Annotated in this window: 16 protein-coding genes; 9 read left to right on the forward strand and 7 right to left on the reverse strand. The window is 58.6% G+C overall.

Annotated elements, in window-relative coordinates:
- Positions 1-43 precede the first annotated feature (43 nt).
- Complete coding sequence (locus DW180_RS06230; RefSeq protein ID WP_118237997.1) at positions 44-2,041, reverse strand: type IIA DNA topoisomerase subunit B; 1,998 nt, start codon at positions 2,039-2,041, stop codon at positions 44-46.
- A gap of 431 nt (positions 2,042-2,472) precedes the next feature.
- Between DW180_RS06230 and DW180_RS06235 the strand changes: the two genes are divergently transcribed.
- The 3 genes from DW180_RS06235 (at position 2,473) to DW180_RS06245 (ending at position 4,551) form a co-directional block, all read left to right on the forward strand.
- Positions 2,473-3,489 (forward strand): hypothetical protein, encoded by a 1,017-nt coding sequence (locus tag DW180_RS06235; protein ID WP_118237999.1) that lies wholly within the window; start codon positions 2,473-2,475, stop codon positions 3,487-3,489.
- A gap of 237 nt (positions 3,490-3,726) precedes the next feature.
- Positions 3,727-3,957 carry a helix-turn-helix transcriptional regulator gene (locus DW180_RS06240; RefSeq protein ID WP_118238001.1) on the forward strand — a complete coding sequence of 77 codons (231 nt, stop codon included), beginning with the start codon at positions 3,727-3,729 and terminating at the stop codon, positions 3,955-3,957.
- A gap of 9 nt (positions 3,958-3,966) precedes the next feature.
- Complete coding sequence (locus DW180_RS06245) at positions 3,967-4,551, forward strand: hypothetical protein (protein WP_118238003.1); 585 nt, start codon at positions 3,967-3,969, stop codon at positions 4,549-4,551.
- Between the two features lie 90 nt (positions 4,552-4,641).
- Here the strand turns inward: DW180_RS06245 and DW180_RS06250 are convergent, their stop codons facing one another.
- The gene (locus DW180_RS06250) at positions 4,642-9,009 is read right to left on the reverse strand and encodes a hypothetical protein (RefSeq protein WP_118238004.1); all 4,368 of its coding nucleotides are present in this window, start codon (positions 9,007-9,009) and stop codon (positions 4,642-4,644) included.
- Positions 9,010-9,164: 155 nt separating this feature from the next.
- On the reverse strand, positions 9,165-10,169 hold the full coding sequence (locus DW180_RS10385; RefSeq protein WP_199569914.1) for a helix-turn-helix transcriptional regulator: 1,005 nt from the start codon (positions 10,167-10,169) through the stop codon (positions 9,165-9,167).
- A 297-nt stretch (positions 10,170-10,466) separates the two neighbouring features.
- Between DW180_RS10385 and guaA the strand changes: the two genes are divergently transcribed.
- Positions 10,467-11,447: a glutamine-hydrolyzing GMP synthase gene (guaA, locus tag DW180_RS06260; RefSeq protein WP_118065690.1), complete on the forward strand. Its 981-nt coding sequence runs from the start codon at positions 10,467-10,469 to the stop codon at positions 11,445-11,447.
- Between the two features lie 116 nt (positions 11,448-11,563).
- Here guaA and DW180_RS06265 read toward each other — a convergent pair whose 3' ends face one another.
- Together DW180_RS06265 and DW180_RS06270 are read right to left on the reverse strand one after the other, a co-directional pair.
- The gene (locus tag DW180_RS06265) at positions 11,564-12,712 is read right to left on the reverse strand and encodes a cell wall metabolism sensor histidine kinase WalK (protein WP_117645855.1); all 1,149 of its coding nucleotides are present in this window, start codon (positions 12,710-12,712) and stop codon (positions 11,564-11,566) included.
- On the reverse strand, positions 12,709-13,383 hold the full coding sequence (locus DW180_RS06270) for a response regulator transcription factor (protein ID WP_117645853.1): 675 nt from the start codon (positions 13,381-13,383) through the stop codon (positions 12,709-12,711). The genes DW180_RS06265 and DW180_RS06270 overlap by 4 nt, the downstream gene beginning before the upstream one ends.
- An 89-nt stretch (positions 13,384-13,472) precedes the next feature.
- On the opposite strand from DW180_RS06270, the gene DW180_RS06275 reads away from it, so the two are divergent.
- The 5 genes from DW180_RS06275 (at position 13,473) to DW180_RS06295 (ending at position 20,915) form a co-directional block, all read left to right on the forward strand.
- Positions 13,473-13,619 (forward strand): CD1871A family CXXC motif-containing protein, encoded by a 147-nt coding sequence (locus DW180_RS06275; RefSeq protein WP_197032826.1) that lies wholly within the window; start codon positions 13,473-13,475, stop codon positions 13,617-13,619.
- Positions 13,564-14,523 carry a 4Fe-4S binding protein gene (locus DW180_RS06280; RefSeq protein ID WP_199407861.1) on the forward strand — a complete coding sequence of 320 codons (960 nt, stop codon included), beginning with the start codon at positions 13,564-13,566 and terminating at the stop codon, positions 14,521-14,523. Before DW180_RS06275 ends, DW180_RS06280 begins: the two co-directional genes overlap by 56 nt.
- A 35-nt stretch (positions 14,524-14,558) precedes the next feature.
- The gene (locus DW180_RS06285; protein WP_118238006.1) at positions 14,559-15,521 is read left to right on the forward strand and encodes a redoxin domain-containing protein; all 963 of its coding nucleotides are present in this window, start codon (positions 14,559-14,561) and stop codon (positions 15,519-15,521) included.
- 226 nt (positions 15,522-15,747) lie between these two features.
- Complete coding sequence (locus DW180_RS06290) at positions 15,748-17,439, forward strand: FAD-dependent oxidoreductase (RefSeq protein WP_117583290.1); 1,692 nt, start codon at positions 15,748-15,750, stop codon at positions 17,437-17,439.
- Positions 17,440-17,660: 221 nt separating this feature from the next.
- A complete protein-coding gene (locus DW180_RS06295) occupies positions 17,661-20,915 on the forward strand; it encodes an ABC transporter ATP-binding protein/permease (RefSeq protein ID WP_118238008.1) in 3,255 nt (1,084 codons plus the stop codon).
- Positions 20,916-20,952: 37 nt separating this feature from the next.
- Here the strand turns inward: DW180_RS06295 and DW180_RS06300 are convergent, their stop codons facing one another.
- Positions 20,953-22,086 carry a hypothetical protein gene (locus DW180_RS06300; RefSeq protein ID WP_118238010.1) on the reverse strand — a complete coding sequence of 378 codons (1,134 nt, stop codon included), beginning with the start codon at positions 22,084-22,086 and terminating at the stop codon, positions 20,953-20,955.
- 63 nt (positions 22,087-22,149) lie between these two features.
- The gene (locus DW180_RS06305; protein ID WP_118238012.1) at positions 22,150-22,677 is read right to left on the reverse strand and encodes a DUF3592 domain-containing protein; all 528 of its coding nucleotides are present in this window, start codon (positions 22,675-22,677) and stop codon (positions 22,150-22,152) included.
- Positions 22,678-23,126 lie beyond the last annotated feature (449 nt).

The raw sequence follows: 23,126 nt of genomic DNA on the forward strand, positions 1-23,126 counted from the left end.
TATCCTCTTGAACTTCTTATGGGCCGTCGTTATCGATTTGCTGCTATTGCAGGTCCAGCTGGTCCAGGTATTCCTTGCCGTGCTCGGAGATATGGCGCTTACGGCCCGCCTCGTCGTTGCCCAGCAACAGGTTGAACATGGTCTCCATCTTGGTGACGTCCTCGGGCTCCACCTTGATCAGGCGGCGCGTCTCGGGGTTCATGGTGGTGAGCCACATCATGTCCGGATCGTTTTCACCAAGACCCTTGGAGCGGTTGATCGAGCACTTCTGGTCGCCGATCTCTTTGAGGATGCCGTTCTTCTCGAGCTCGGTGTAGGCAAAGTAGGTCTTCTCTTTGCAGTTGATCTCGTAGAGCGGCGACTCGGCGATATAGACGTAGCCCTCGTCGATAAGCGTGGGCACCAGTCGATAGAGCATGGTGAGCACGAGCGTGCGGATGTGGTACCCATCGACGTCGGCGTCCGTACAGATGATGACCTTGTTCCAGTTGAGGTTGTCCAGGTCGAAGGCGCCAAGGTTCTTGATGCGCTTGTCCTTGATCTCCACGCCGCAGCCCAACACGCGCATAAGGTCCATGATGATGTCGGACTTAAAGATGCGCGGATAATCTTCCTTTAGGCAGTTGAGGATCTTGCCGCGGACGGGCATAACGCCCTGGAACTCGGCATCGCGCGAGGTGCGAATGGCGCCTGCTGCCGAGTCGCCCTCTACGATGTAGATCTCGCGGCGGCTCTTGTCCTTGGAGCGGCAGTCGATGAACTTCTGCACGCGGTTGGCCATGTCGGTCTTTTGCTGCAGGTTGGTTTTGATGCTCTGGCGTGTCTTCTCGGCGTTCTCGCGCGAACGCTTGTTGATGAGCACCTGCTCCATGATCTTGTTGGCGGCGTCCTTGTTCTCGATCAAGTAGGTCGAGAGGCGCTCCTTAAAGAAGGCAGTCATGGCCTGCTGGATAAAGCGGTTATTGATGGCCTTCTTAGTCTGGTTTTCGTAGGACGTCTGGGTGGAGAAGCAGTTGGTTACCAGCACCAGACAGTCCTGGACGTCTTGCCACTTAATGCCGCTCTCGTTTTTGTTGTATTTGCCCTGTTGCTTAATGTAGGCATCGATGGCGCTGGTCAGAGCGCTACGGGCGGCCTTCTCGGGTGAGCCGCCGTTCTCGAGCCACGATGAGTTGTGGTAGTACTCCTGCATCATGAAAGTGCGCGAGAAGCACATGCAAGCAGTGATTTTTACATTGTAATCGGGCAGGTCCTCGCGATCGCGACCGCGACGGTCGGCCTCGATAAAGAAGGGCTCGGTAAGGTAGTCGGTACCGACCTTCTCGAGCACGTAGTCCTCGATGCCCTTGGGATAGCAAAAATCCTCTTCGGAAAACTCACCATCGTCGCCCTCGATGCGCAGGCGGAAGGTCACGCTGGCGTTGACCACGGCTTGGCGGCGCATGGTCTCGCGATACCAATCGTGGGGGATGCTGATGGAGGTAAAGACCTCAAGATCGGGGCGCCACTTGATGGCGGTGCCGGTGCGGTCCTCGTCGCTGGGCTCAATCTCGAGTGCCTTCTTTTTGGCGCCGACGACCTTGCCCTTCTTAAAGTGCAGGGAGTACTTGTTACCGTCACGCCAAACCGTGACGTCCATGTACTCGGAAGCGTACTGGGTCGCGCAGGAGCCCAGGCCGTTGGTGCCGAGCGAGAAGTCGTAGTCGCCGCCCTGGTTGTTGTTGTACTTGCCGCCGGCGTAGAGCTCGCAGAAGACGAGCTCCCAGTTAAAGCGCTTCTCGGAAGGGTTCCAGTCGAGCGGGCAGCCACGGCCGTTATCCTCTACCTGAATGGAGCCATCGCGAAAGGCGGTAAGGGTGATAAGTTTGCCGTAGCCCTGGCGTGCCTCGTCAACGGCGTTGGACAGGATCTCGAAGGCAGCATGCGCGCAGCCATCGAGTCCGTCCGAGCCAAAGATGACGGCGGGGCGCAGGCGTACGCGCTCCTCGTCCTTGAGCTGACGAATACTGTCGTTACCATAGTTTGCGGTGTTTTTTGCCATGCTCGCTCTCTCGGTGCTCCTTTGCTGCGTTTTAGTCATATAGATAGTCAAGGTAGCATAGCCCAGCCCACAGACGATTCCAACCAACACGAAATCCATCGAACAATCGTTCGGAATTTGATGGAACGGCGTTTACTCGGACAAGACCGAGTTGATTCTGCCCGAGTAAGTTTGAAGGCGGCTGGAGGCGCCCTACTTTGTTTGCGGATGGATCGAATCGAACATTGGGACAAGCGTCTCGTTTTATGGGCCACGGGCGTGCGTGTGTGAGTCCCTTTGGCCCATAAGGAACGCTGACGGGTCGTTATTTGGGCCGTGGGTCACTTCGCCGGCGCCGCGTTTCGTCATACGCTCATAGTGGAAGCCGATGCCACGGAGTCGACTTGCGACTCGGGCAACGGATGAGCTACAAGCCGAAAGGAGCGGTGAGGATGATGAAGCCCATGACGAAGAAGCTGCTGTTAGGAATTCCCACCGTGACGCTTTCGGCTGTGTTGGCGTGTACGCTTGCCGGCTGCGGCGGTAATGCGCCGAGTGGCTCGGGCGGGAGCGCACCTGTGCAGGAGAAGTCCAAGAAGGCCAAGGCCTATGAGTCGCAGACGGTCGAGGTGGCTGGCATAACCTATGAGTCGGTAGACCACGGTACGTTCTATCGCGGTGATGCCAAGAAGCAGGACGGCTTTTACCTGCACATCAAGATTACCAACAACAACACAAAGAACAGGACGTTCAGTTCCTTTAACGTGCATGCTGCCCAGGGCGATCTTGAGGCAGGCGACCCGTTGTTTACTTCCGGCAAGGCGGCCGTGCTCGACTACGTTGCAAGCGAGGCTCCCGATGATCTGCACAAGGGAATTGACCTTTCCGAGAGGCCAGATATCGGTCCGGGCGAGACCGTTGAGTACGTGTATTTCTGGGCGCCCAAGACGGCGTACTACGGGCCCATCACTGTCGAGTTCGTAGACGCTTACGCCCCCGCCAAGAATCATGAGGCCATGTACTTCGACACCACGGACTGCGAGACCAAGGAGTTCAAGGCGGCCGGCGGCGCGGCCGATTCTGGCGAGAAGGCAGATTTAACGGGCATCGACTGCGCATCGTACAGCATCGAGGCCGCCGATGGGTACACGCTGGATTCGTCCGACGAAGAGCGCGAAAAGGCAAACTTCTTCCATGACGAGACTGGAGGACGCCTGAACATCAGCATCTTCCCGCGCTCGCCGGAGGAAGAGGTTGCAAGCCTAGAGCAGGTCTACGAAGGCAAGGAGACAACAACCGATCAGGTCGAGTACAATGGCATAACGTGGCTGCGCTTTACCGGTCCCGATAACGGCCATACGCTGTTTGCGACGGCTCCCGCAACGGGTGAAACCGTCCGCGTGTCGATCGGCTGGAAGATCGACTGGGATGCCGCCGTGCCCATGATGGAGGCACTGAAGCTCAAATAACGCCGCGATTCTCACGTCAGACGACTCAGGGCTGGCTCCGAGTTATCGGGGCCAGCCCTTTTGGTGCTCGATGAACAGGGCCAGTGCCTCGCGCGGTTTCGGGTACAGCGGGGCATCGCGCGCGCAATGACGAGCATGGTTTCCATAATGACAGATATAGTTGACATCTTCTGATGGATGCAATATATTTCTGTCATGTTGCAACGGATATCTGTCCATTACTACGAAAGGAACTCCATGCCGGGCAAAAAGAACCTACGCATGAAGGCGGCGCGCGCGGCGGTTGGCCTTTCGCAAGCCGACTTAGCCCAAGCCGTGGGCGTTACGCGCCAGACCATCGGCCTGATCGAGGCGGGCGGCTACAACCCCACGCTCAATTTGTGCGTGGCAATCTGTAAAGCGCTACGCGTCACGTTGAACGACTTGTTTTGGGAAGACGAGAGCGACGTCGACCCTGACGCTCTTTAGGAGTTCGCTATGAAATTTGAAGATCTGAAAATCGTGCAAAAGTGGCGTGAATATGCCGGCCCAAAGGATGAACGCCTGGAGGCTGAGAACGCGAAGATCTACAAGATTGGTTTCGTGCTGCTTTCGTTTGGCATGTTGATGATTTTTTTCTACCAGTTTATAGCTCGACAGGTTGCGTGGGTTCACAGCGACGCTAGTGAAATGCCGCATGGCTTTGCAACGCCGTTCGAGGCAGCCATGTATTTGTGGCTCGTTATCGTGATGTTGATTTGCGCAGGACTGCAAACGCGGAAGGGCTATGTCGATACCAATCGTTTTGGGCAAACCGAGCATCTTCCTGTTGGGTATTTCATGCTTGTCAGCGGTCTTAGCGGCGCCGCGTTCGCGCTTGTTATTGCCGCAATGCGCTGTATCGCTGAGGCGCAGATCGTACCGCTCGAAAGCGTCTTTTGGTTGGCGAACCTGGCCACGGGTGTGTTCTGCGGTGCGACGATTTTCGCGGCCACGTTTGCTGCCCTGTGCGCAACGTTTTTCACGGCGAAAAGACGCCGTGCCAAGCTCGAGGCAGAACTCGACTCCTCTGACGACATCTAATGCGTAATGGGCTGGCTCTGGGTATCCAGAACCAGCCCATTTTGACGTTCGATGAGCCGAGTCGGCGTCTCTCACAAAAGTAACTAGGAGCTAGCGAGGCTTATCCGAATTGACCTCATTGGCGGTGTCGGTTTCGAGCGCCGTGCGGCGGGCGCTGTAGGCGACGAGGCCGGCACCAGCTGCGGCGAGTGCTGCTGCGGCTGCGGTTAGGGGGACGTTGCTGTCGCCCGTGCCCGCAAGCGCGCCCGCTTTTCCGGAGCGCTTGTTATTGCCGTGGTCCTTGCCGCCACCGGAGCTGCTTCCGCCGGAGCCGCCGCCCTTGTCAGTACCGCCGCCACTCGAGCCACCATCGCCGTCCGCCGTCATCGGGGCGTCGTGAAGTCCTGTCGTATCCGCGCTGTCGCATACGCCGACCTGCACTTCCGAGCGTTCGCATGCTGCATCGGACACGTGAAGCTCGTGCAGCACGGCACCCAGCGCCGAGTTTGCACCCGGTCGGATTTCCTCGAGCGTCACGGGGTCGAGCGCCACCAGGTCGCGCGCCTTTGCGTAGAGCGTTACGCGTTTGCCCACTTCGTCGCTCCAACTCTCGGGGATGGCGAAGCTCATGCGGAACTGTGCCGTGCAACCCGGTGCCAGCACGGCGTTGCCGTTGTCGGCTACCAGCGGGTGCGTTGCAAAACGCGCGCCCAGCGTCTCGAGCGCGTATTTCACGCGTGCCATATCGTTGGCCGAAGCATCCTCGGCAAGCTCTGGATCGTAGATCGAAGCCATGCGTGCGTTCGCTCCGAACCCGATGGATGCGCTGGAGAACGGCTGGCCGGAGCCCTCTCGGTACAGATCGATCGTACCGGCGGTCAGCAAAGTGTTGCCGTCGTTTCGCACCGTGACCATGAAGGATTCGCCTGCTGCTCCGGGCACCACCGCGCCCGAGGTAGCGACCGCGCCCGTCGGAGTGGCACACGCCACCAAGGGCACTTCGATGCCGTGCAGCTCTGCCTCGCTCTTCTCCGCGCTCACAATGTGCGTGGCGAGCGCGGAGAGCATGCCTCCCGACGTCAAAAATGTCGTTATCTGATCGACGGGATGGTTCAGCTCGCACATCACGAACGGCTCCGTGAACAGATCGCCTGCCAAGGTGCTGGCGAAGATGCGGAAGTGCTTGCCCATCACTGCTACCGGGTTGCCTTCTTCGTCGTAGGTTTGTCCCACCTTGCCATCGGTGTTCTCTACATAGAGCGCGCACCTGCCGTTGTTGCTTACGCTAAACGACGCCGGGCCACAGCCTGCGGCACCCACGGGCTGCGTTGCAAATGCCGATGCGCCTCGCGTCCAAGTAATATGCTGCAGCTGCCCGTTGATGGTGGCCAAAAAGCCCGAATGTTGTGGCCACGGCGCCGCATGGGGTACCGTGGCGTCTGGTGGCATAACGCCCCAGCCCGCAATGGACTGGCCGATCACGGCGTACGATGCGCAGCCGCAACCGTCTGCGGTCTCGTACGCAACGGGCACCACCATTTTGCCGTTGATATTTTCGGGTACGCCCAGCTCGATGCTTGACGGTGCTTGCGGAAAGCGGAGAACTTGGCGGAACGTCAGGCTGTCGCCCGAAACGTCCGACCACAGGGTGAAGCACTCCAGCGCAACCTCAGCCTCGCTGCCGAGCGCCTTTTCTGCGGTGGTTCCGCGGCGGTGGAGGTAGGCACCCGACAGGCGTCCGTCGACCAGCGTCTTGCCCACCGTGATACGCGGGCACTGCAGGCAATGGTAGCCATCCTCTTGCAGGCGGCCGCGCGAGATGCTGCGCCATGACGTATGCGACACCACGCGAATTCCGCCGTTGCTTATGCGCAGGCGCACAACGGACAGTATGCCGGATGTGCTCGCCGCATCGAAAAGGGTGTTGTCGCCGTCGCGGCGCTCGCCCGAGACCAGCAACACGTAGGCGTCTTGGTTTCCTCTTCCGTCCGTATATTCCACTACGTCGAAGTCGTAATCGTATATGCCGTCGCGCTCCACGTCGCCCTCGCCAAACCCAAGGGGAAAGTCCACGGGCGTGGGAGCGGACCACGTGCCGTTTGCCTTTGTGTGCACCACTAGGCGCGAGCGGCCATTCTCGCCGTAGCGCACCGAGGCGATACGGAATAGGCATTCTGCGCCGGCAATCATTGCCGGCTTCATGTGAGCTTCGCTGAGCACGCCAGTAAACAGCACGTTGTCACTCGAGGGCTTGATGCCGCCACGCTCGTCCTCCGATACACCGGCAGAATTGGCGTTGGGGTCCGCAACGGCGTTCCTCGCTTGGCCGATATAGGCGTACCCATACATCGGCGCGGCATTTTCGTCGTTCTCTATCAGCGTATGGACGAAATGCTCGATCTGTCCCGTGTCGTCGCTTTCTGCATCCGCCTCGAGCTCAATACGCGTGACCGCTTGATCCCAATCGCGCACGACAGGCGCGACGTTTATCGCGGTGGCTGCAACCTCGGCGCGTGCGAGCAGCTCGGCGTTAGTGACGATGGTGGCCGATGCGATAAATTGCGGCACACCACCTGCCTCGGCGTTGCCGGCTGAGTCGAAGCGGGCATCCAGCGTGTAGGGCGTATCTCCACTCAAGGCCAGCTCAGAGCGCTGGAGCACATACTGATCGCCATTGTTCACTGACATATCCCACGAATCGGCGAGTGTGGGCCACGATCCCGACCAAGCCTTGGTGGTCCACTTGAACATTACGAACTGGAGTATCACGTCGACATCGACGTCTGCACCTACGCGCAGTCGCGGAAGCTGGTGTCCATCTGCCTTCTCGTACCCGATGAACAGCGTGAGGGATGCGGCGCCGCGCACGGCAGACGAGGCGACGCCCGCAACGCCGGCGCCAAAGGTAACGGCAAGCCCGATCTGGATGGTGAACGAGCCCGACGTGTTGGAATAGTCGAGCGAAATGTTTTTGAAAAACGCCGCGCCGCTACCGTGCGTGTGGGCGCCCACAGCGAGCGCCAGTTTTGCTAGCACCCAGGGGTTGACGTTTAGGAAAAACGGCACCGGTCCCAGGGTAAACTGCTCGGTCCAATTGAGGTCGGTTCTTACCTGGAAGAGGGCCTTAATATTGCCGTATGCGGGGTCGTTGTTGTTGCCCCAGGTTTTGCCCACCCAATCGTAGGCGAGCGAGCCGTACAGCTGCGTGGCGATATCCATCGTGAACAGCAGCGTGCAATGGTGGCGAAGGAGCTTGGTGTTCCTTGGATCGGTGCCCGAACCGGCGCTCATGCTCTTGTGCTGATTCCACTTCCCCTCCATCTCGTCGAGATAGCGGTTTGCCTGCTTGGCGCCCGACTCGCGCGGCGATTTCTTCCAGTACTCCGGATCCGGATTGCCCGAATCGTTCATATAGCTGGCTGGTTTGTATCCTCCGCCAAACAGCACGTATCCAGCAAACGAGAAATCGAAGAGGATCGGAAATGCGGGCATCCAACACGTGAACTTATTACCACCGATGCCGGGAAACGCCGCGGGGAAATCAAACGGAGTGATCTCTTGGTCCATGGTAGTGGGGACGATAGTGGTCGAGCCCGATTCCGCCTTTGCGGCCGGCGCAGTGACAACGGCCATGGGGGAGGAGAGTGTATAGGTCTTGCCCTGGTAGTCGAGGACAAAGCGCAACTTGCATCCTTCTTCCAGAAGGCTCGACGCTGCATCGAGGAACTTGTCTTCGAGCGTGAACGTCGCCAGATTATCCGCGCCTGATGCGCTGGCCTTGATCTGGCCGATCTGCGTGACGGTTTCGGTTGAGCTGCCCGCAGCGGGCATCACTTTATTGATATGCAATGTTGCCTGCCCGCCCTGCGGCAGATGAGCCTGCACGGTAAAAGCGTGCGTGTCGGGCTGGTCGTTTGCTGCTTCGTCCGCTGGCATTGCCATAAACGTGGCGTCGGCGTACTGGATGTCCCATTCGTCGAACGTGAGCTGTCGAAAGTACGGCTCGCCATCGGAGAGCGGACGTGTGGGTGCGGTTATGGCGGTGCCGCCCTGGATACGCGCAAGGGGAATCTCGACATCGCGGAAGCCCGCCATGCTAATGGAGATGCCGCCGTTAAAGTCGTATGCGTCGAGAAGCGTTGCCTCGTCCACGTAGTCTTCCGAAAGCGGCGCGACCTCAAAGATGGCCGTGCCTTCGTCATCGGTCGTGACGGTGAGCTGCTTGCCTGCGGCGTAGCGCGACGTGAGCGTGACCTTGGCGCCTGCGATAGGCGTATTCTTGTTGGCGACGTCGACCACCACCACGCCGAACATGGTGCGCGAGAGCACCAGGACCTTGAAGGGGTTTTCTTCGTCGGCATAGGCCGCGGTGGGCGCGAACGGCAGCAGGAAGGCATTTTCGCATCCCGGCACGCGAGGCAACATAATGCTCGCCAGCGAGGACGCTCCAGCAACAAGTAACGAACGGCGATCAAGCATTTTGGGCTCCCATCCCGCAAATATCGGTGGAAATAATCCAATTTTGCGAGAAGACGCTTCGTGGCGGTAGTGCCGTTCAAGGGTCAAAATGTCCAAATTGATCGAGCGAAGCGCCGGGTTCCGGAACGCGTTCGATGCGCTTGGCAGCCCGGTCGCTAACGCAACATGTGCGCGACCAGCTCGGCGCGTGTGCCGATGCCAAGCTTTGCGTATACGCCGGATAGGCGGTTTTTGACGGTGCCCGGCGATACTCCCATATGGCGTGCGATTTCAGCGTTGGTCCATCCGCGGCAGGCGAGCATGGCCATGGTGAACTCCGTGGTCGTTAAATCGTCGGCAACGTCCTCGCCCGAATCGGGGTTGTGGATGCGCCGCCAGCCGTAGCTGAAGCGGTACGTGATCTCGATGATGCGTGCGAAGTCGTCAGGGTATTGCGTTTTTAGGCATGCCTCGATGAGCCCCTGCAAAAGGCCGTGGTGCTCGCCAATGAGCTCGATAAGGCCGTCGGGGCGCGCAATGTCCCAAGCGGCTCCAAAATGCGCTTTTGCGGCGTCGATGTCCTTGAGGCTCATGCATGCCATGGAAGCTGCCAGGTGCAGGAACAGTTCCGAGATGGGATAGCTTCCCTGTTTCATAATTAGGGCGTTTTCCGCCATGCCCAGGCTGCGGCCGTATTCGCCGCGCAGATACAAGGCGTGCGCCATCACGTAGCTGGCGAACAGTCGCAGGCCTTCGGGTAGGTGCGCCGCAAGTGGATAAAACTCTTCGGCAGAATACGGGGAAGGCAAGTGCAGCAGGACGCTCGCGGCCGAGGCGAACAGGATATGCGTGGCGTGGACGGCGGGCGATTCCTCGTCGGCCGGCGTATCGAGGATGCCCGCAAGGCACCGGCGGGCGTCGGCGATACGGTTGAGCGACAGACTGGCGTATCCGCAGATAAAGCATGCGGAATAGCGCAGCGCGGGATCGGTGACGTCAAGATAGGGGCGTGCTGTCTCGGCGGCGAGTGTGGCCTGTCCGCGAAAGTACAGCGCTTCTGCCGTGGCGATGGTGCGTGAATCGGGGTCGGAAATGCCTGCAACCGCAGCGTCAATCTGCCCCGGCACAAAGGCAGTGCACATCAACGGCATGGGAATGCGCGGGTAGCCATCGCAGTCCATCTTCCATCTCCCAACAGCTGGCAACATTAGCAGCCATTTTACCCCTGTTGATCGGGACTGGAATTTGTGGTTATCGCCTACGATTATGCCGAACGTATAAAGGAAGAGTCTATTGGCGATGCTCCCAAGGTGACTACCGAAGCCTAGCTGACCTCGACATTAGGAAAAATTGCCACCCCTACAAAAAGCTCCGTCGCAGCGATGGGAAACGAACCTCGCTCTGCATATAATGAGGTCATATGACGGTGCGTTTGCATACGTGTAGCGCATTCCCATCGAACCGAAAAGGAGCTTTGCATGGATCCCAACAAGCGCCCCGACGACATGGTGCGTATCACCACTCCCGAACTTGCCCAGGTGTTCATCGATGAGCAGGTTGCTGCAATCCGCGAGCAGATTGGCGACAAGAAGGTCCTGCTGGCTCTTTCCGGCGGCGTCGACAGTTCTGTAGTTGCGGCCCTGCTCATCAAAGCTATCGGCAAGCAGCTCATCTGCGTGCACGTGAACCACGGCCTGATGCGCAAGGGCGAGAGCGAACAGGTCGTCGACGTCTTCAAGAACCAGATGGATGCGAACCTGGTCTATGTCGACGCTACTGATCGCTTCCTGGATAAGCTCGTCGACGTCGACGAGCCCGAGACCAAGCGCAAGATTATCGGCGCCGAGTTTATCCGCGTGTTCGAGGAAGAGGCCCGAAAGGTGGGCGACGAGGTCAGCTTCCTCGCCCAGGGCACCATCTATCCCGACATCCTGGAGTCCCAGGATGGCGTGAAGGCTCACCACAACGTGGGCGGCCTGCCCGAGGATCTGCAATTTGAGCTCTGCGAGCCCGTTAAGCTGCTGTACAAGGACGAGGTGCGCGTCGTGGGCCGCGAGCTCGGCCTGCCCGAGAACATGGTTGAGCGTCAGCCGTTCCCCGGTCCTGGCCTGGGCGTCCGCTGCCTTGGCGCCATCACCCGTGACCGTCTCGAGGCGCTGCGCGAGGCCGATGCCATCGTGCGCGAAGAGATCGACAAGGCCGGCCTGACCATCTGGCAGTACTTTGCCGTAGTGCCCGATTTCCGCGCTACCGGTGTGCGCGAGGGCAAGCGCGCCTACGACTGGCCCTGCATTATTCGCTGCATCAACACCGTCGACGTCATGACCGCCGAGGTGCCTGAGCTCGACTGGGCGCTGCTCAAGCGCATTACCGCTCGCGTGACCGCCGAGGTCCCCGGTATTTGCCGCGTTTGCTACGACCTCACGCCGAAGCCCGTTGGCACGGTCGAGTGGGAGTAAGCTAACTCAGCTGGTAGGCGATGAGAACTAGCAGATGTGACAAAGGGACAGTCCCTTTGTCACATCCTCGATATTATGTGCGGGATGGTACGCCACGCGGCGTGCCATCCCGTTCGTTATTTTAATGAGCCGAGTGCGCGAGTGGGAAGAGTCACGAGCATGGTCGTTCCGCGCTCCGAGCTCTCTTCGACCTCGATGGAGCCGCCGTGGAGCGCGGCAATCTCCCAGACCAGCGCAAGTCCCAGCCCCACGCCGCCGTATGCCCTGCTGCGCGATTTGTCGACGCGAAAGAAGGGCTGAAAGATGCTCGTCTGGTATTGCTCGGGAATGCCCGGCCCCTGGTCGCGCACGCGTAGCAGCACACGGTCGCCTTCGGCGCAGGCGTTGATTTGCACGGTCGAGTTGGGCGCGCTGTAACGTATGGCGTTTTCGGCCAAGTTGAACAGCAGCCGATAGATTAGCGTATCGCTGCCGATCGTTTGCGCGTCGCCCTCACTTGCGAGCGCGATGCCCTTTTGCTCGGCAAGGGGCGCCAGGTCCGTGAGTACTTCTTCGATCATCGGCGCCAGGTCAATCGCATCGTTGCAAGGGACACTGCGCAGCTCGCTCATCTCGAGCAGGGTCTTTGTCATGTGCGTCATCCGCTCGGTCTGCTCCTGCAGCAGCCCGAGCAGGCTCGCTGTATCGGCGTCGGCGTCGGGGTGCTCGGCGCAAAAAAGCTCAACCTGGGCCTGCATGAGCGCAAGTGGCGTGCGCAGCTCGTGCGCCGCATTGCCCGTAAACTGTCTTTGTGCGGAAAATCCCTCGTCAAGGCGGGCAATCATGTCGTTAAACGACGCGCTGCAGCGCCTGAGTTCAGAGGGCACGTCCTCGCTGATTTTTGTGTCAGCGAGGTTGTCGGGCCGCACGCTCTCGACTTGCGTCGCAAAGAAGCGCAGCGGTCGCAGTGCGCGCCCGCTTACAAAGTAGGCCAGCACGCCGCCGAGCAGCGTCACCGCCGCAGTTATATACCAGCTCGTCGCGCCAAACGATTCTTGGGCGTCGTTCACGACGATGGTCAGCGCGTCGTCGAGCTCTTTGTTTGTCGGGTCAAATGAGCTGGGCGAGGCCGCCTCCACCTTGCTGTGCGCCGATAGTTCATTGCCGATCGAGTCCATGTAGCGCATGCCGGAGTAGCCAACCAGGCAATTCATAAGTACGCAGGTTGAACATATCAGCAGTGCCGTCATCAACGTGATGCGCCACTGCAGCGACAGCCGCTTCATTTGCCGTCCTCCATAACGTAGCCTTCGCCGATTCGGTTGCGGATGGGGTCGTGCCCCAACGCACCGCGCAGCTTTTTTCGCAGCGACGAGATATGCACGCGGGTCGCGTTGCTAAAGCTGTTGACGCTGCTGTCCCATACATGCTCGATAAGCTCTTCCTGGCTCACCGGCCGCCCCTGGTTAAGCATCAGGTATTCCAAGATGCCGGTCTCCTTGCGCGTGAGGGATAGGGTCTCGCCGCCCACGGAGGCGAGGCGCGCCTTGGTGTCAAAGCTCAACAATCCACAGGTTAGAACAACGTCGTTTTGCGTAAAGCGCCTGAGCGTGAGACTGCGTATGCGTGCCGCCAGCTCGTCAAGATGGAACGGCTTGGTGAGGTAGTCGTTGGCGCCCGCATCGAGCCCCGCTACCTTGTCGGAGACCTCGCCACGTGCCGAGAGCACAAGCACCTTGGTCTCACAATCAGTTGTCCTGAGTTGCCTGAGCACGGTCATGCCGTCGACATGGGGGAGATTGAGGTCGAGCACGACAAGATCAAAGGTCTCGACATCGAGTAGATCGAGGGCCTGCTGCCCGTCGTAGCAGCAGTCGACGCTATAGGCCAAGTTGCGCAGGCTGCGTGCGATCGCATCGCACAGCGCCCGCTCGTCCTCGACGACCAAGATGCGCATAACGTTCTCCTTGCATAGTCATTCACGCTTAACACGGATTTTATAGTCGGTATGGTCCAATGGGTCGCGAAACGAAAGGAGTGGTCAGATTGTTCAAAGCGATTAAGCCTGTGGCGCAGGTGGCTTTGCTGATCGTTGGGGTAGCCATGGTTGGCTTTGGAATTATGCGCGGCGAGGCAGATGCCGTGCTGGCCAAGGCAATCAGGCTGTGCTTGGAGTGTATCGGAATTGGATAAAAGAAAAAACACTGCATCGCATCTTTTAGCGCGATTTCGTGGATTGATTCAGGCGGCGGCGACGCTTGCGACCAATATTCACCTGCCTAACTTTGCCAAGGGCGGTATCTACCAGGGAGCCGGCAAAGCCGTCTGCGTGCCGGGGCTTAACTGCTACTCGTGTCCAGCGGCCTCGGGTGCGTGCCCCATCGGGTCGTTTCAGTCGGTGGTGGGATCGTCTAAGTTCAGCTTTTCGTATTACGTCACCGGAACGCTCATTCTGATCGGCGTGCTACTGGGACGTTTTGTATGCGGCTTTTTGTGTCCGTTTGGATGGCTGCAAGAGCTTCTGCATAAGATTCCCAGCAAAAAGCTCTCCACGAAAAAGCTCAAGCCGCTCACGTACATCAAGTATGCCGTGCTACTGTTTGCCGTGGTGCTGCTGCCCGTCTTGGTGGTTAACGATGTGGGTATGGGCGACCCGTTCTTTTGCAAGTACATCTGCCCGCAGGGTGTGCTCGAGGGCGCGATTCCGCTGTCCATCATGAACGTGGGAATCCGCTCCGCGCTGGGAAAGCTCTTTACCTGGAAGCTCGCGATCCTCATTGCGGTTGCGGTGCTGAGCGTGCTGTTCTACCGCCCCTTCTGCAAATGGATTTGCCCCCTCGGTGCGTTTTATGCGCTCATGAACAAGGTGTCTTTACTGGGGATCCAGGTTGACCAGTGCAAATGCGTCTCGTGCGGCAAGTGCGCCAAGGTGTGTCAAATGGACGTGGACGTTACGCGTACGCCCAACCATGCCGAATGCATTCGTTGCGGCAAATGCGTGGGCGCGTGCCCCGTCGATGCTATTAGCTTTCGCTATGGGCTGGGTGTGACGGGCGACAAACCCGCGCAGTCCACGCAAGCCTGCGAAAACAAATAGGTACCTATATAAGTTTCGATATAAACGGAGGAACCATGAAACTGTCAAAAATTGCGGCTCTGTTGATGCTGCCCGTGCTGGCGCTGACTCTCGCGGCGTGCTCTGCCCCCAAGGGCGACGCGAAGGATGCTACGAGCGGCGATGCGCAGATTGCCGAGCTCATAGCGCAAAAGCCGTCGAGCGCCGAGGAGGCGGCCAAGCTGTACCAGCAGCTGCTGCAAAAGGAAAACGAGATCTTTGCGAGCGATAACGCCCTATGGGAAAAGGTGTTCCTTGCGGCCAACAAAGACACTCCCATGATTGAGGACGGCAAGAACTACGGTGACTTCTTGCTCGATACCATCGAGGGCGCCAAGGATCAGTTTGCGGCTGACGAGCTTAAGACGCTTAAGGCCGGCGCGCAGCAGGTCAAGGAGATCGAGGACAAGCTCATGGCGCTGGAGAAGGAGTTCCCCGGATGTGGCAGCACGCCCGGCGAGGGGGAGAGTGTTGATGCCTCGACCGCGGGCGTGACCAACGGCGAGAGCGGGGAGACGAAGTTCCCCAGCTTTAAGGGCAAGGACTTGGACGGCAACGATGTAAACAGCGACGAGCTGTTCTCCAAGAACAAGGTCACCGTCATGAACTTCTGGTTTACCACCTGCAAGCCGTGCGTGGGAGAGCTGGGCGATCTGGAGAAGCTCAACAAGGAGCTTGCCGAGAAGGGCGGCCAGGTCGTGGGCGTTAATTCCTTTACGCTCGATGGCAACAAAGACGAGGTGGCCGATGCCAAGGACGTGCTTTCCAAGAAGGGCGTGACGTATAAGAACATCTGGTTTAAGTCGGACAGCGAGGCCGGAAAGTTCACCTCCAACCTGTACTCGTTCCCGACCACCTACGTGATCGACCAGAACGGTAACATTGTGGGAGAGCCGATCATGGGCGGCATCAACTCCGCTGAGCAGCGCGAGGCGCTCAACAAACTGATCGATCAGGCACTCGCGAAGAGCGAACAGTAAGTCCGTGGGACAGACAACTGAAGGGGAGTCGCTGGAAACAGCGACTCTTTTTTCTGCTTCGGGGTAGCATCATGGGTATACGTCGAAAGGGCACGCAGCTTTTCGTGCATTGCCTGAGCGGTGCGCGAAGCAACCAAGCTGTGAGTTTTCTTAAGCGTTCTGGGTATGGCAGTGTCAAGAATATCGGCGGCATAAGCGGCTACACGGGAAAGGTGGTGCGTTAGCTATGAAGGTGGTTATCGTTGGAGGCGTCGCGGGCGGCGCATCGGCGGCGGCACGTTTGCGCAGACTCGACGAACAGGCCCAAATTGTCATCTTTGAGCGCACGGGTTTTGTATCGTATGCCAACTGTGGGCTTCCGTACTACATTGGCGGCGTGATAGAAGAAGAGAGCGCATTGACGCTGCAGTCTCCCAAGGGCTTTTGGGATCGCTTTCGCATTGCGGTCAAGACGAGTCACGAGGTGTTTGCCATCCATCCCGATTCGCATACGGTCGAGGTTCGCAATATGCTGACGGGCGAGGAATTTGTCGAGACGTATGACAAGCTCATCCTGTCGCCGGGTGCAAAGCCGATTCGCCCTGCGTTGCCGGGCATCGACTCGGATAAAATCTTTAGCCTACGCACCGTTGAGGACACGCTGCGTATTCACAGCTATGTTCGAGAGCGGCGACCGAGCAGTGCCGTCGTGATCGGCGGCGGCTTCATTGGCGTCGAGACGGCGGAGAATCTGTGTGAGCTGGGGCTCCAGGTGACCCTTCTGCAGCGTCCCGTCCAGCTTATGAACAACCTGGATTACGACATGGCGACCCTTTTGCATACCGAGGTGCGTGAGCACGGTATCGATCTGCGCCTCAAGGCCGATGTGACAGGTTTTGAGGAAGTTGATGGCCGCGTTGTCACCCATGTTGCGGGCGATGACCCTATCGGAGCCGATATGGTGCTGCTTGCCATTGGCGTGGCACCTGAGAGCCATCTGGCGCAAGAGGCGGGGCTCGAACTGGGCATCAAGGGGGCTATTGTGGTCAACGACCGCATGGAGACCTCTGCTGCCGACGTGTATGCCGTGGGCGATGCCGTGCAGGTCACGCATCAGGTGACCGGCGAGGACGCGGTCATTTCGCTCGCCGGCCCCGCCAACAAGCAGGGGCGTGTCGTCGCCGATGTCATAGCCGGCATGGACAGCTGCTACCTCGGATCGTTGGGCTCATCGGTTATCAAGGTATTCGACTTGACGGCGGCAAGCACGGGACTATCCGAAAAGGCGGCACACGCGGCGGGAATTGACTGCGACAGCGTGGTCCTGTCGCCCGGTTCGCATGCGGGTTATTATCCGGGTGCAACGCCCATGACCATGAAGGTTGTCTTCGAGAAGCAGGGATTGCGCCTGCTGGGTGCGCAAATCGTGGGCATCGATGGTGTGGACAAGCGTATCGACGTTCTGGCGACTGCCATCCAGGCAGGCATGCGCGGCGATAGGCTTAAGGATTTGGACCTAGCATACGCGCCGCCGTATTCATCGGCGAAGGATCCCGTCAATATGGCGGGCTTTATGATCGAGAACCTCAATCGCGGCATACTGGCGCAGTGGCATTGGGAGGATGAGCCCAACTTGCCACGCGATGGCAGCGTGCAGCTGCTCGATGTTCGTACGGAAGGGGAGTATGAGCGCGGGCATATCGATGGTTTCGTAAACATTCCCGTCGATGATCTGCGCAATCGCCTGAGCGAGCTCGACCGGGCCAAGCCGGTCTACGTGATTTGCCAGAGCGGCATTCGCAGCTACATTGCTTGCCGCATTTTGGCGCAGCATGGCTTTGAATGCTTTAACTTCTCGGGCGGCTATCGCTTCTTTGCAGCCGTGACTGAGGCTCGCCGCGGCAGCGCTAACGTTATGCCGTGCGGGCTCGAAAAGTAGCGCGCATTGGAATGTGACAAAGTGACAGCCTCTTTGTCGCATCGGGGATGTTATATGCGGGATGGTGCGCCATGCGGCGTGCTGTCCCGTTCGTTTTTTGGCGCGGTTCGTTACATTCCTCACTGGTATCGGCCAAAAATGAGGATAGAGTAGGACAAACGCGCCGAACGTGAACGGCGGGGGAGCGGGCGAGCGCGCCCGCGCGAGAGAGGTTGCCGTCCATGCTGGATCTCAGAGTTATTTGCAAAAGGTACGTTACGCAGTCGTTTACGCAGGTAGCGCTCGACAGCGTAAGCCTGTCTTTTCGCGATAACGAGTTTGTAGCCATCCTGGGTCCCTCGGGTTCGGGTAAAACTACGATGCTCAACGTCATTGGTGGACTCGACCATTTCGATTCCGGCGACCTGCTGATCGATGGCATCTCGACCAAGGATTTCAGCGACCGCGATTGGGATGCCTACAGAAACAATCGCATTGGCTTTGTGTTTCAGAGCTACAACCTCATTCCGCACCAGAGCATTTTGGAAAACGTGGAGCTGGCGCTTACGCTCACGGGCGTGGGACATGCCGAGCGCCGCCAGCGTGCGCGTAAGGCGCTCGAGACGGTTGGTCTGGGCGAGCACGTTGACAAACGCCCGAACCAGCTTTCGGGCGGGCAGATGCAGCGCGTGGCCATTGCCCGCGCCTTGATCAACGACCCCGAGATTGTGCTGGCTGACGAGCCGACCGGCGCCTTGGATTCAACGACGTCCGTGCAGGTTATGGATTTGCTCAAGGACGTTGCGCGCGATCGTCTGGTCATCATGGTCACGCACAATCCCGAGCTGGCGTACCAGTACGCCACGCGCATCGTCAGCCTGGCGGACGGCAAGGTCACCGACGATTCCGACCCCTTTGATGTGGCCACGGTCGCACATCGCGAGGCAAAACCCACGCGCAAAACCTCGATGAGCTTTATGACGGCGCTGGGGCTTTCTGCCCGAAACCTCATGACCAAGAAGGGCCGTACGGCCATGACTGCCTTTGCAGGTTCGATTGGCATTATTGGCATCGCGGCGATTCTGGCGCTCTCCAACGGCGTAAACGGCTACATCAAAAAGGTCGAGGAGGACACGCTCTCAAGCTACCCGCTTACGATTTCCAAACAAGATTACGACCTGTCGTCTATGATGGGCGGACAGGGGGGCACGGATGAGGAGGCGTCCAAGGGCGAGGACTCGTCCGATGGCGCTACCGGCGGCAAGGCTCAGGGGACCGATAAGATCCCTGTGGTCACGGCCGTAAAGGACATGTTCGCAAGTGTTAAATCTAACGATATGACGAGCTTTAAGGCATGGCTTGACGACGGCGGCAACGGTATCGACAAAGAGGTCAACGCTATTCAGTATGGTTACGGCGTGACGCCGGTTGTCTATCGTTCGAGTAAGGGCGACGAGAAGCCCGTTCGCCTTGTTCCCAACGCTATGACCGAGGCCATGAGCGGAGGCGCGAGCTCGGCGGCAACGGTGAGCATGGATTCCATGGGAACGTCGGTCTTTAACGAGATGATTGACGACCAGAGCCTGCTCGACAGCCAGTACGATGTCGTTGCCGGCCATTGGCCTACGTCCGCCAACGAGGCCGTGATGGTGCTTTCGAGCCGCGGAACGGTGGGCGACTACACGCTCTACAGCATCGGCGCGCTGGATATCGATGAGCTCAACGACCTGGTTAACAGTGCCATGACGGCCGACGGCAAGGTCAAGACGCCCAAGACCGGCAGCGACTTTACCTACGACGATGCACTGTCCACGACGTTTAAGGTGTTGTCGCCGGCCGATGCCTATCGCAAAAACGAAGAGACCGGCATGTGGACTGACATGTCTGGCGACGCCGACTTTATGAAAGCCAAGGTTGCCGACGGTATTGACGTGCGCATTGTGGGCGTGGTGCGACCCAACGAGGCGGCAAACGCGAGCGCATTGTCCCCGGGCATTGCCTATACGCATGCGCTGACTCGCCAGCTTATGGAGCGTGCTGCCGATTCGCAAATCGTGCAGGAGCAGCTTGCCCACCCCGAGACGGATGTCTTTACGGGCAAGTCTTTCGATGAACTGCAAGGCGAGGCCAAACAGGGCGTGGATTTGGGCAGCATATTCGGTGTGGACGAAGCGGCGCTGAAGAGTGCGTTCTCGTTCGATACGTCGGCGCTCTCGGGTGCGGCCGGCGGTATAGACCTTTCTGGTATCGACTTGTCCGGGCTGGACCTTGACCTTTCGGGCGTTGGGAAGGACATCGACTTCAGCGACATCATGGCCAAAGCGCCGGCCCCAGATTTCTCGGGCATCTTTGACGGTCTGGAACTCACGCCCGAGCAGATGCAGCAGGTAGGAACGCTTGCCAACCAGCTGTTTGAGGGCTTTCTGCAGTCTGATCAGTTTAAGGCGCTGTCGCCCGAAGATCTTAAGGACGCGTCAAAGCTTGCTGCCGCATTCTCGGCGTATCTTGAGAATGATGCCGCAGCCCAGCAATGCCTGGCTCAGCTCAAGGCGTTGGGCGGCGATGCCTTGGCCGAGCGTCTGCAGCAGGTGATGGGCGACTATGTGCAAAAGCAGCTGGCTCCGTATTTGCAGCAGTCTATGGATCAGGTGATGAAGGCGGTCAGCGAGCAGATTGCGACGACGGTATCAACCCAGCTCAAGGCGGGTGCGGCAGGGTTCATGGACCAAATGGCGACGCAGATGTCTTCGAGTTTTGCCAACCTGGCGAGCGCCATGCGCGTGGATGCGGGCGCCTTTGCTCGTGCCATCCACTTCAACATGGACGCCGAGGACCTGAGCTCGCTCATGATGAGCTATGCCAAGGCGTCGAAGCTCACCTACGACAACAATCTGACCACGTTGGGCTATGCGGACGAGGCGGACCCCATTTCGGTCAAGATTTTCCCGCGCGACTTTGAGGCCAAGGAGCGCGTGCTCGATTACATCGATGCGTACAACAAGCAGGTCAAAGCTGCTGGCCACGATGAGCAGGCAATCTCGTATACCGACTACATGGGCATCATCATGGGCTCGGTGACCGACATCGTGAATACTATCAGCTTGGTGCTCATCGCATTCGTGAGTATCAGTTTGGTGGTGAGCTCCATCATGATCGGCATCATCACCTACATCAGCGTGCTGGAGCGCAAAAAGGAGATTGGCATCCTGCGCGCGATCGGCGCGTCAAAGCGCAACGTGGCCAACGTATTTAATGCCGAGACCTTTATCGAAGGCCTCATTGCCGGCGTCTTTGCCATTGTCGTCGTGGTGGCCGTGAGCTTTCCGGTTAATGCCTGGGCGCTTGCGGCCAAGCAGGTGCCCAACCTGATGAGCCTGCCCGTTCAAGACGCGCTGATGCTCATTGTAATTTCGGTGCTGCTGACGGTCGTTGCCGGCCTGCTGCCGGCTCGCAGCGCATCCAAGAAAGACCCTGTGGAAGCCCTACGCTCCGAATAATGTGACAAAGGGACAGTCCCTTTGTCACATTGGGTGGCTAGCTCGTTTTGCCCATCAATGTGATACGGATGCTTGGATGGGTGTACTCGTCAAATTCATCCTCGGGATCCGTGTCAAACGAATAGTACGTTTTGATGGGGTTGTCACTCGTCCTGATGGAGATTCTCTCGTAGAGCGAACCGTTCAAAAAAGCCTGCCTAAACTCTTCGGGGAGCTTTTGCGGTGCTAGGAGCTCGGGACTCACGGTCTTGACGTCTACGGTTTGGACGACAGAGGAAAGTTCGTCCAAGTCGAGCTCGATGCGGGCGAGGTTGTCCTCAAGGCTCGCGTCGGGGTCGATCTCTGCTATGTAACTCACTTCCTTGAGCGTTCCCTTGTTGTCGAAATCCAGGTACGTATAGGTCTTCTGGGTATCGGAGTCGCCGTCGTGAAGGTAGCCGCGGACGTGATAGCCGTAATCTTGATATCGCTCGTAAGGGTCATCGGCGGACACGTACTCGCATGCGGGTCCTAGCGTCTTGCGGGCGATGGCAATTTGCTCGGCCGCGGCCGCGGCGTTCTCCTGCATCTCGATGTTTCCCTGCGCCAGCTGCGGGATATAGGCACCGCACACGATTGCGATGGGCAGCGCCACAAGTGCGACGATCCACTTTTTTGTACGGGGGATGGGCACACCACAGGCCTCCGCCATGGCCTTTGCGTTAGCGAAGCTCTCGGTAAGCACATCCGCTGCGGTGGCGACGGCGCCTACGGCAGCGGCGACTTCTGCCGCGCCACCCAGGTTGCGCGCGGTCTCGTTGTCGCTGTTCTTGAGCAGGTGCGCGGCGGCCTGCGTGCCAATAACGCCCGCGATTTGTGCCGAGCGGTCTTTCTCGGACTGCTCGACGGCGAGTCGGCGCTGCATTTCTTTCCACTGCTTGCCGCGCATGCCAAAGCGCGGCGCGAGCGCGCAATAGCAGAAGATGACGAGCTCGACGGCGGTGAGCACCAGGGCGGCTATCATGCCCGTTTCTTGGAAGCCTTCGTGATGGAAGACGATGTCGTCAATCATTTCGAAGGGAATGATCAAAAATGGCAGCACGAATGCCATGGCAAGCGCCGCACCGGCAACCTTGGGATAGATGCAGTATCGCTGGATGCGCTTACGTTCTTGTTCGGAAAGTGTTGCCATGGCTGATCCTTGGTGTCGTAACGGTCGTTGCGGCGCATGGGGCGCGGGGTGCATCAGTTTGAGCTAGCGCTGGATAAGAACATAGAGCAAGATGCTCATCGCGATGAGCAAGAAGCCTGCGATGTTAAACATCAGTGTGGCAAAGTTGCCCACGATGGGGCGTTCGACATAGCTTTTGTCTGGGTTGCTGGGGTTGTAGTGTACGGTCATTTGACTGCCGAGGGGCCAAAGCTGCTCTGCAAGGGTGTCTAGGCGGGCGATGGGCCCCGTCTGTACGTGCAGCCAGCCCTTGGGGTCTTCGTAGGCGGCGGCTTGTGTGCGGATGGGGAGTCCCGACAAGCTTTTGGTCTTTATGCCGCGGAATTGTTTTGTCGCGCGGTATTGCGTGCCGTCAACGGTGTATTCCAAAACGGGATACATTCTGCCTTCACCCATAAAGCGATGGTCGATGACCGTCCCCATGGTTGCAGCGGTGCAGGCCTTGGCTTTCCTGCGAGCGGCGGCTTTCATGAGCGCGCTCACTCCGATAAGCAGGATACCGATGCCCCCAACCAAGATGAGCGCGAGCAGGGATATCTGCGACGTGGTCATGGCGTTCTCCTTTGGCGCGATACCGTCATATGTGACTCAGTATAGAGTACCCCGCCCTCGATGAGCTATTGCGGGGGGGGGGGGTCAATTCTGAATGTGACAAATGGACTGCTCCTTTGTCACATCGGGGACTGCGGAATCGAGGTCTAATACTTTTCCCGAGAAGTGAACGAGTGAAAACGGACTCCCGAAGCATCGACACTTTTGGCGTGCAATTTCCTGCGGTTTTGCCAGTCAAATCCTGCGGTTTTGACGCCTAAAAATGTCAATGCTTCGGGGGTCCAAATACAGCCGTTCACTTCTCGGGAAAAGTATTAGACCTCGAAATATGGGCGGCGTTCGCGAACGGCAACTAGCTTGCGTCCGGTAGCCGGCACTTGGGGCAAAGGGACTGCCCTTTTGCCCCTTCACCATTGCATCGTATCTGGTGTGGAAAAAATATCGCCTGC

Source organism: Collinsella sp. AM16-21 (assembly GCF_003471905.1).
Lineage (GTDB): Bacteria > Actinomycetota > Coriobacteriia > Coriobacteriales > Coriobacteriaceae > Collinsella.

Bases quoted from the DNA above. Each gene is read 5' to 3' on its own strand.
- DW180_RS06285 (WP_118238006.1), top strand. From the start codon at position 14,559: ATGAAACTGTCAAAAATTGCGGCTCTGTTGATGCTGCCCGTGCTGGCG.
- DW180_RS06295 (WP_118238008.1), top strand. From the start codon at position 17,661: ATGCTGGATCTCAGAGTTATTTGCAAAAGGTACGTTACGCAGTCGTTT.
- DW180_RS06270 (WP_117645853.1), bottom strand. From the start codon at position 13,383: ATGCGCATCTTGGTCGTCGAGGACGAGCGGGCGCTGTGCGATGCGATC.
- DW180_RS06235 (WP_118237999.1), top strand. From the start codon at position 2,473: ATGATGAAGCCCATGACGAAGAAGCTGCTGTTAGGAATTCCCACCGTG.
- DW180_RS06265 (WP_117645855.1), bottom strand. From the start codon at position 12,712: ATGAAGCGGCTGTCGCTGCAGTGGCGCATCACGTTGATGACGGCACTG.
- DW180_RS06240 (WP_118238001.1), top strand. From the start codon at position 3,727: ATGCCGGGCAAAAAGAACCTACGCATGAAGGCGGCGCGCGCGGCGGTT.
- DW180_RS06290 (WP_117583290.1), top strand. From the start codon at position 15,748: ATGAAGGTGGTTATCGTTGGAGGCGTCGCGGGCGGCGCATCGGCGGCG.
- guaA (WP_118065690.1), top strand. From the start codon at position 10,467: ATGGATCCCAACAAGCGCCCCGACGACATGGTGCGTATCACCACTCCC.
- DW180_RS06245 (WP_118238003.1), top strand. From the start codon at position 3,967: ATGAAATTTGAAGATCTGAAAATCGTGCAAAAGTGGCGTGAATATGCC.
- DW180_RS06230 (WP_118237997.1), bottom strand. From the start codon at position 2,041: ATGGCAAAAAACACCGCAAACTATGGTAACGACAGTATTCGTCAGCTC.
- DW180_RS06280 (WP_199407861.1), top strand. From the start codon at position 13,564: ATGCCGTGCTGGCCAAGGCAATCAGGCTGTGCTTGGAGTGTATCGGAA.
- DW180_RS06250 (WP_118238004.1), bottom strand. From the start codon at position 9,009: ATGCTTGATCGCCGTTCGTTACTTGTTGCTGGAGCGTCCTCGCTGGCG.
- DW180_RS06305 (WP_118238012.1), bottom strand. From the start codon at position 22,677: ATGACCACGTCGCAGATATCCCTGCTCGCGCTCATCTTGGTTGGGGGC.
- DW180_RS06300 (WP_118238010.1), bottom strand. From the start codon at position 22,086: ATGGCAACACTTTCCGAACAAGAACGTAAGCGCATCCAGCGATACTGC.
- DW180_RS10385 (WP_199569914.1), bottom strand. From the start codon at position 10,169: ATGGACTGCGATGGCTACCCGCGCATTCCCATGCCGTTGATGTGCACT.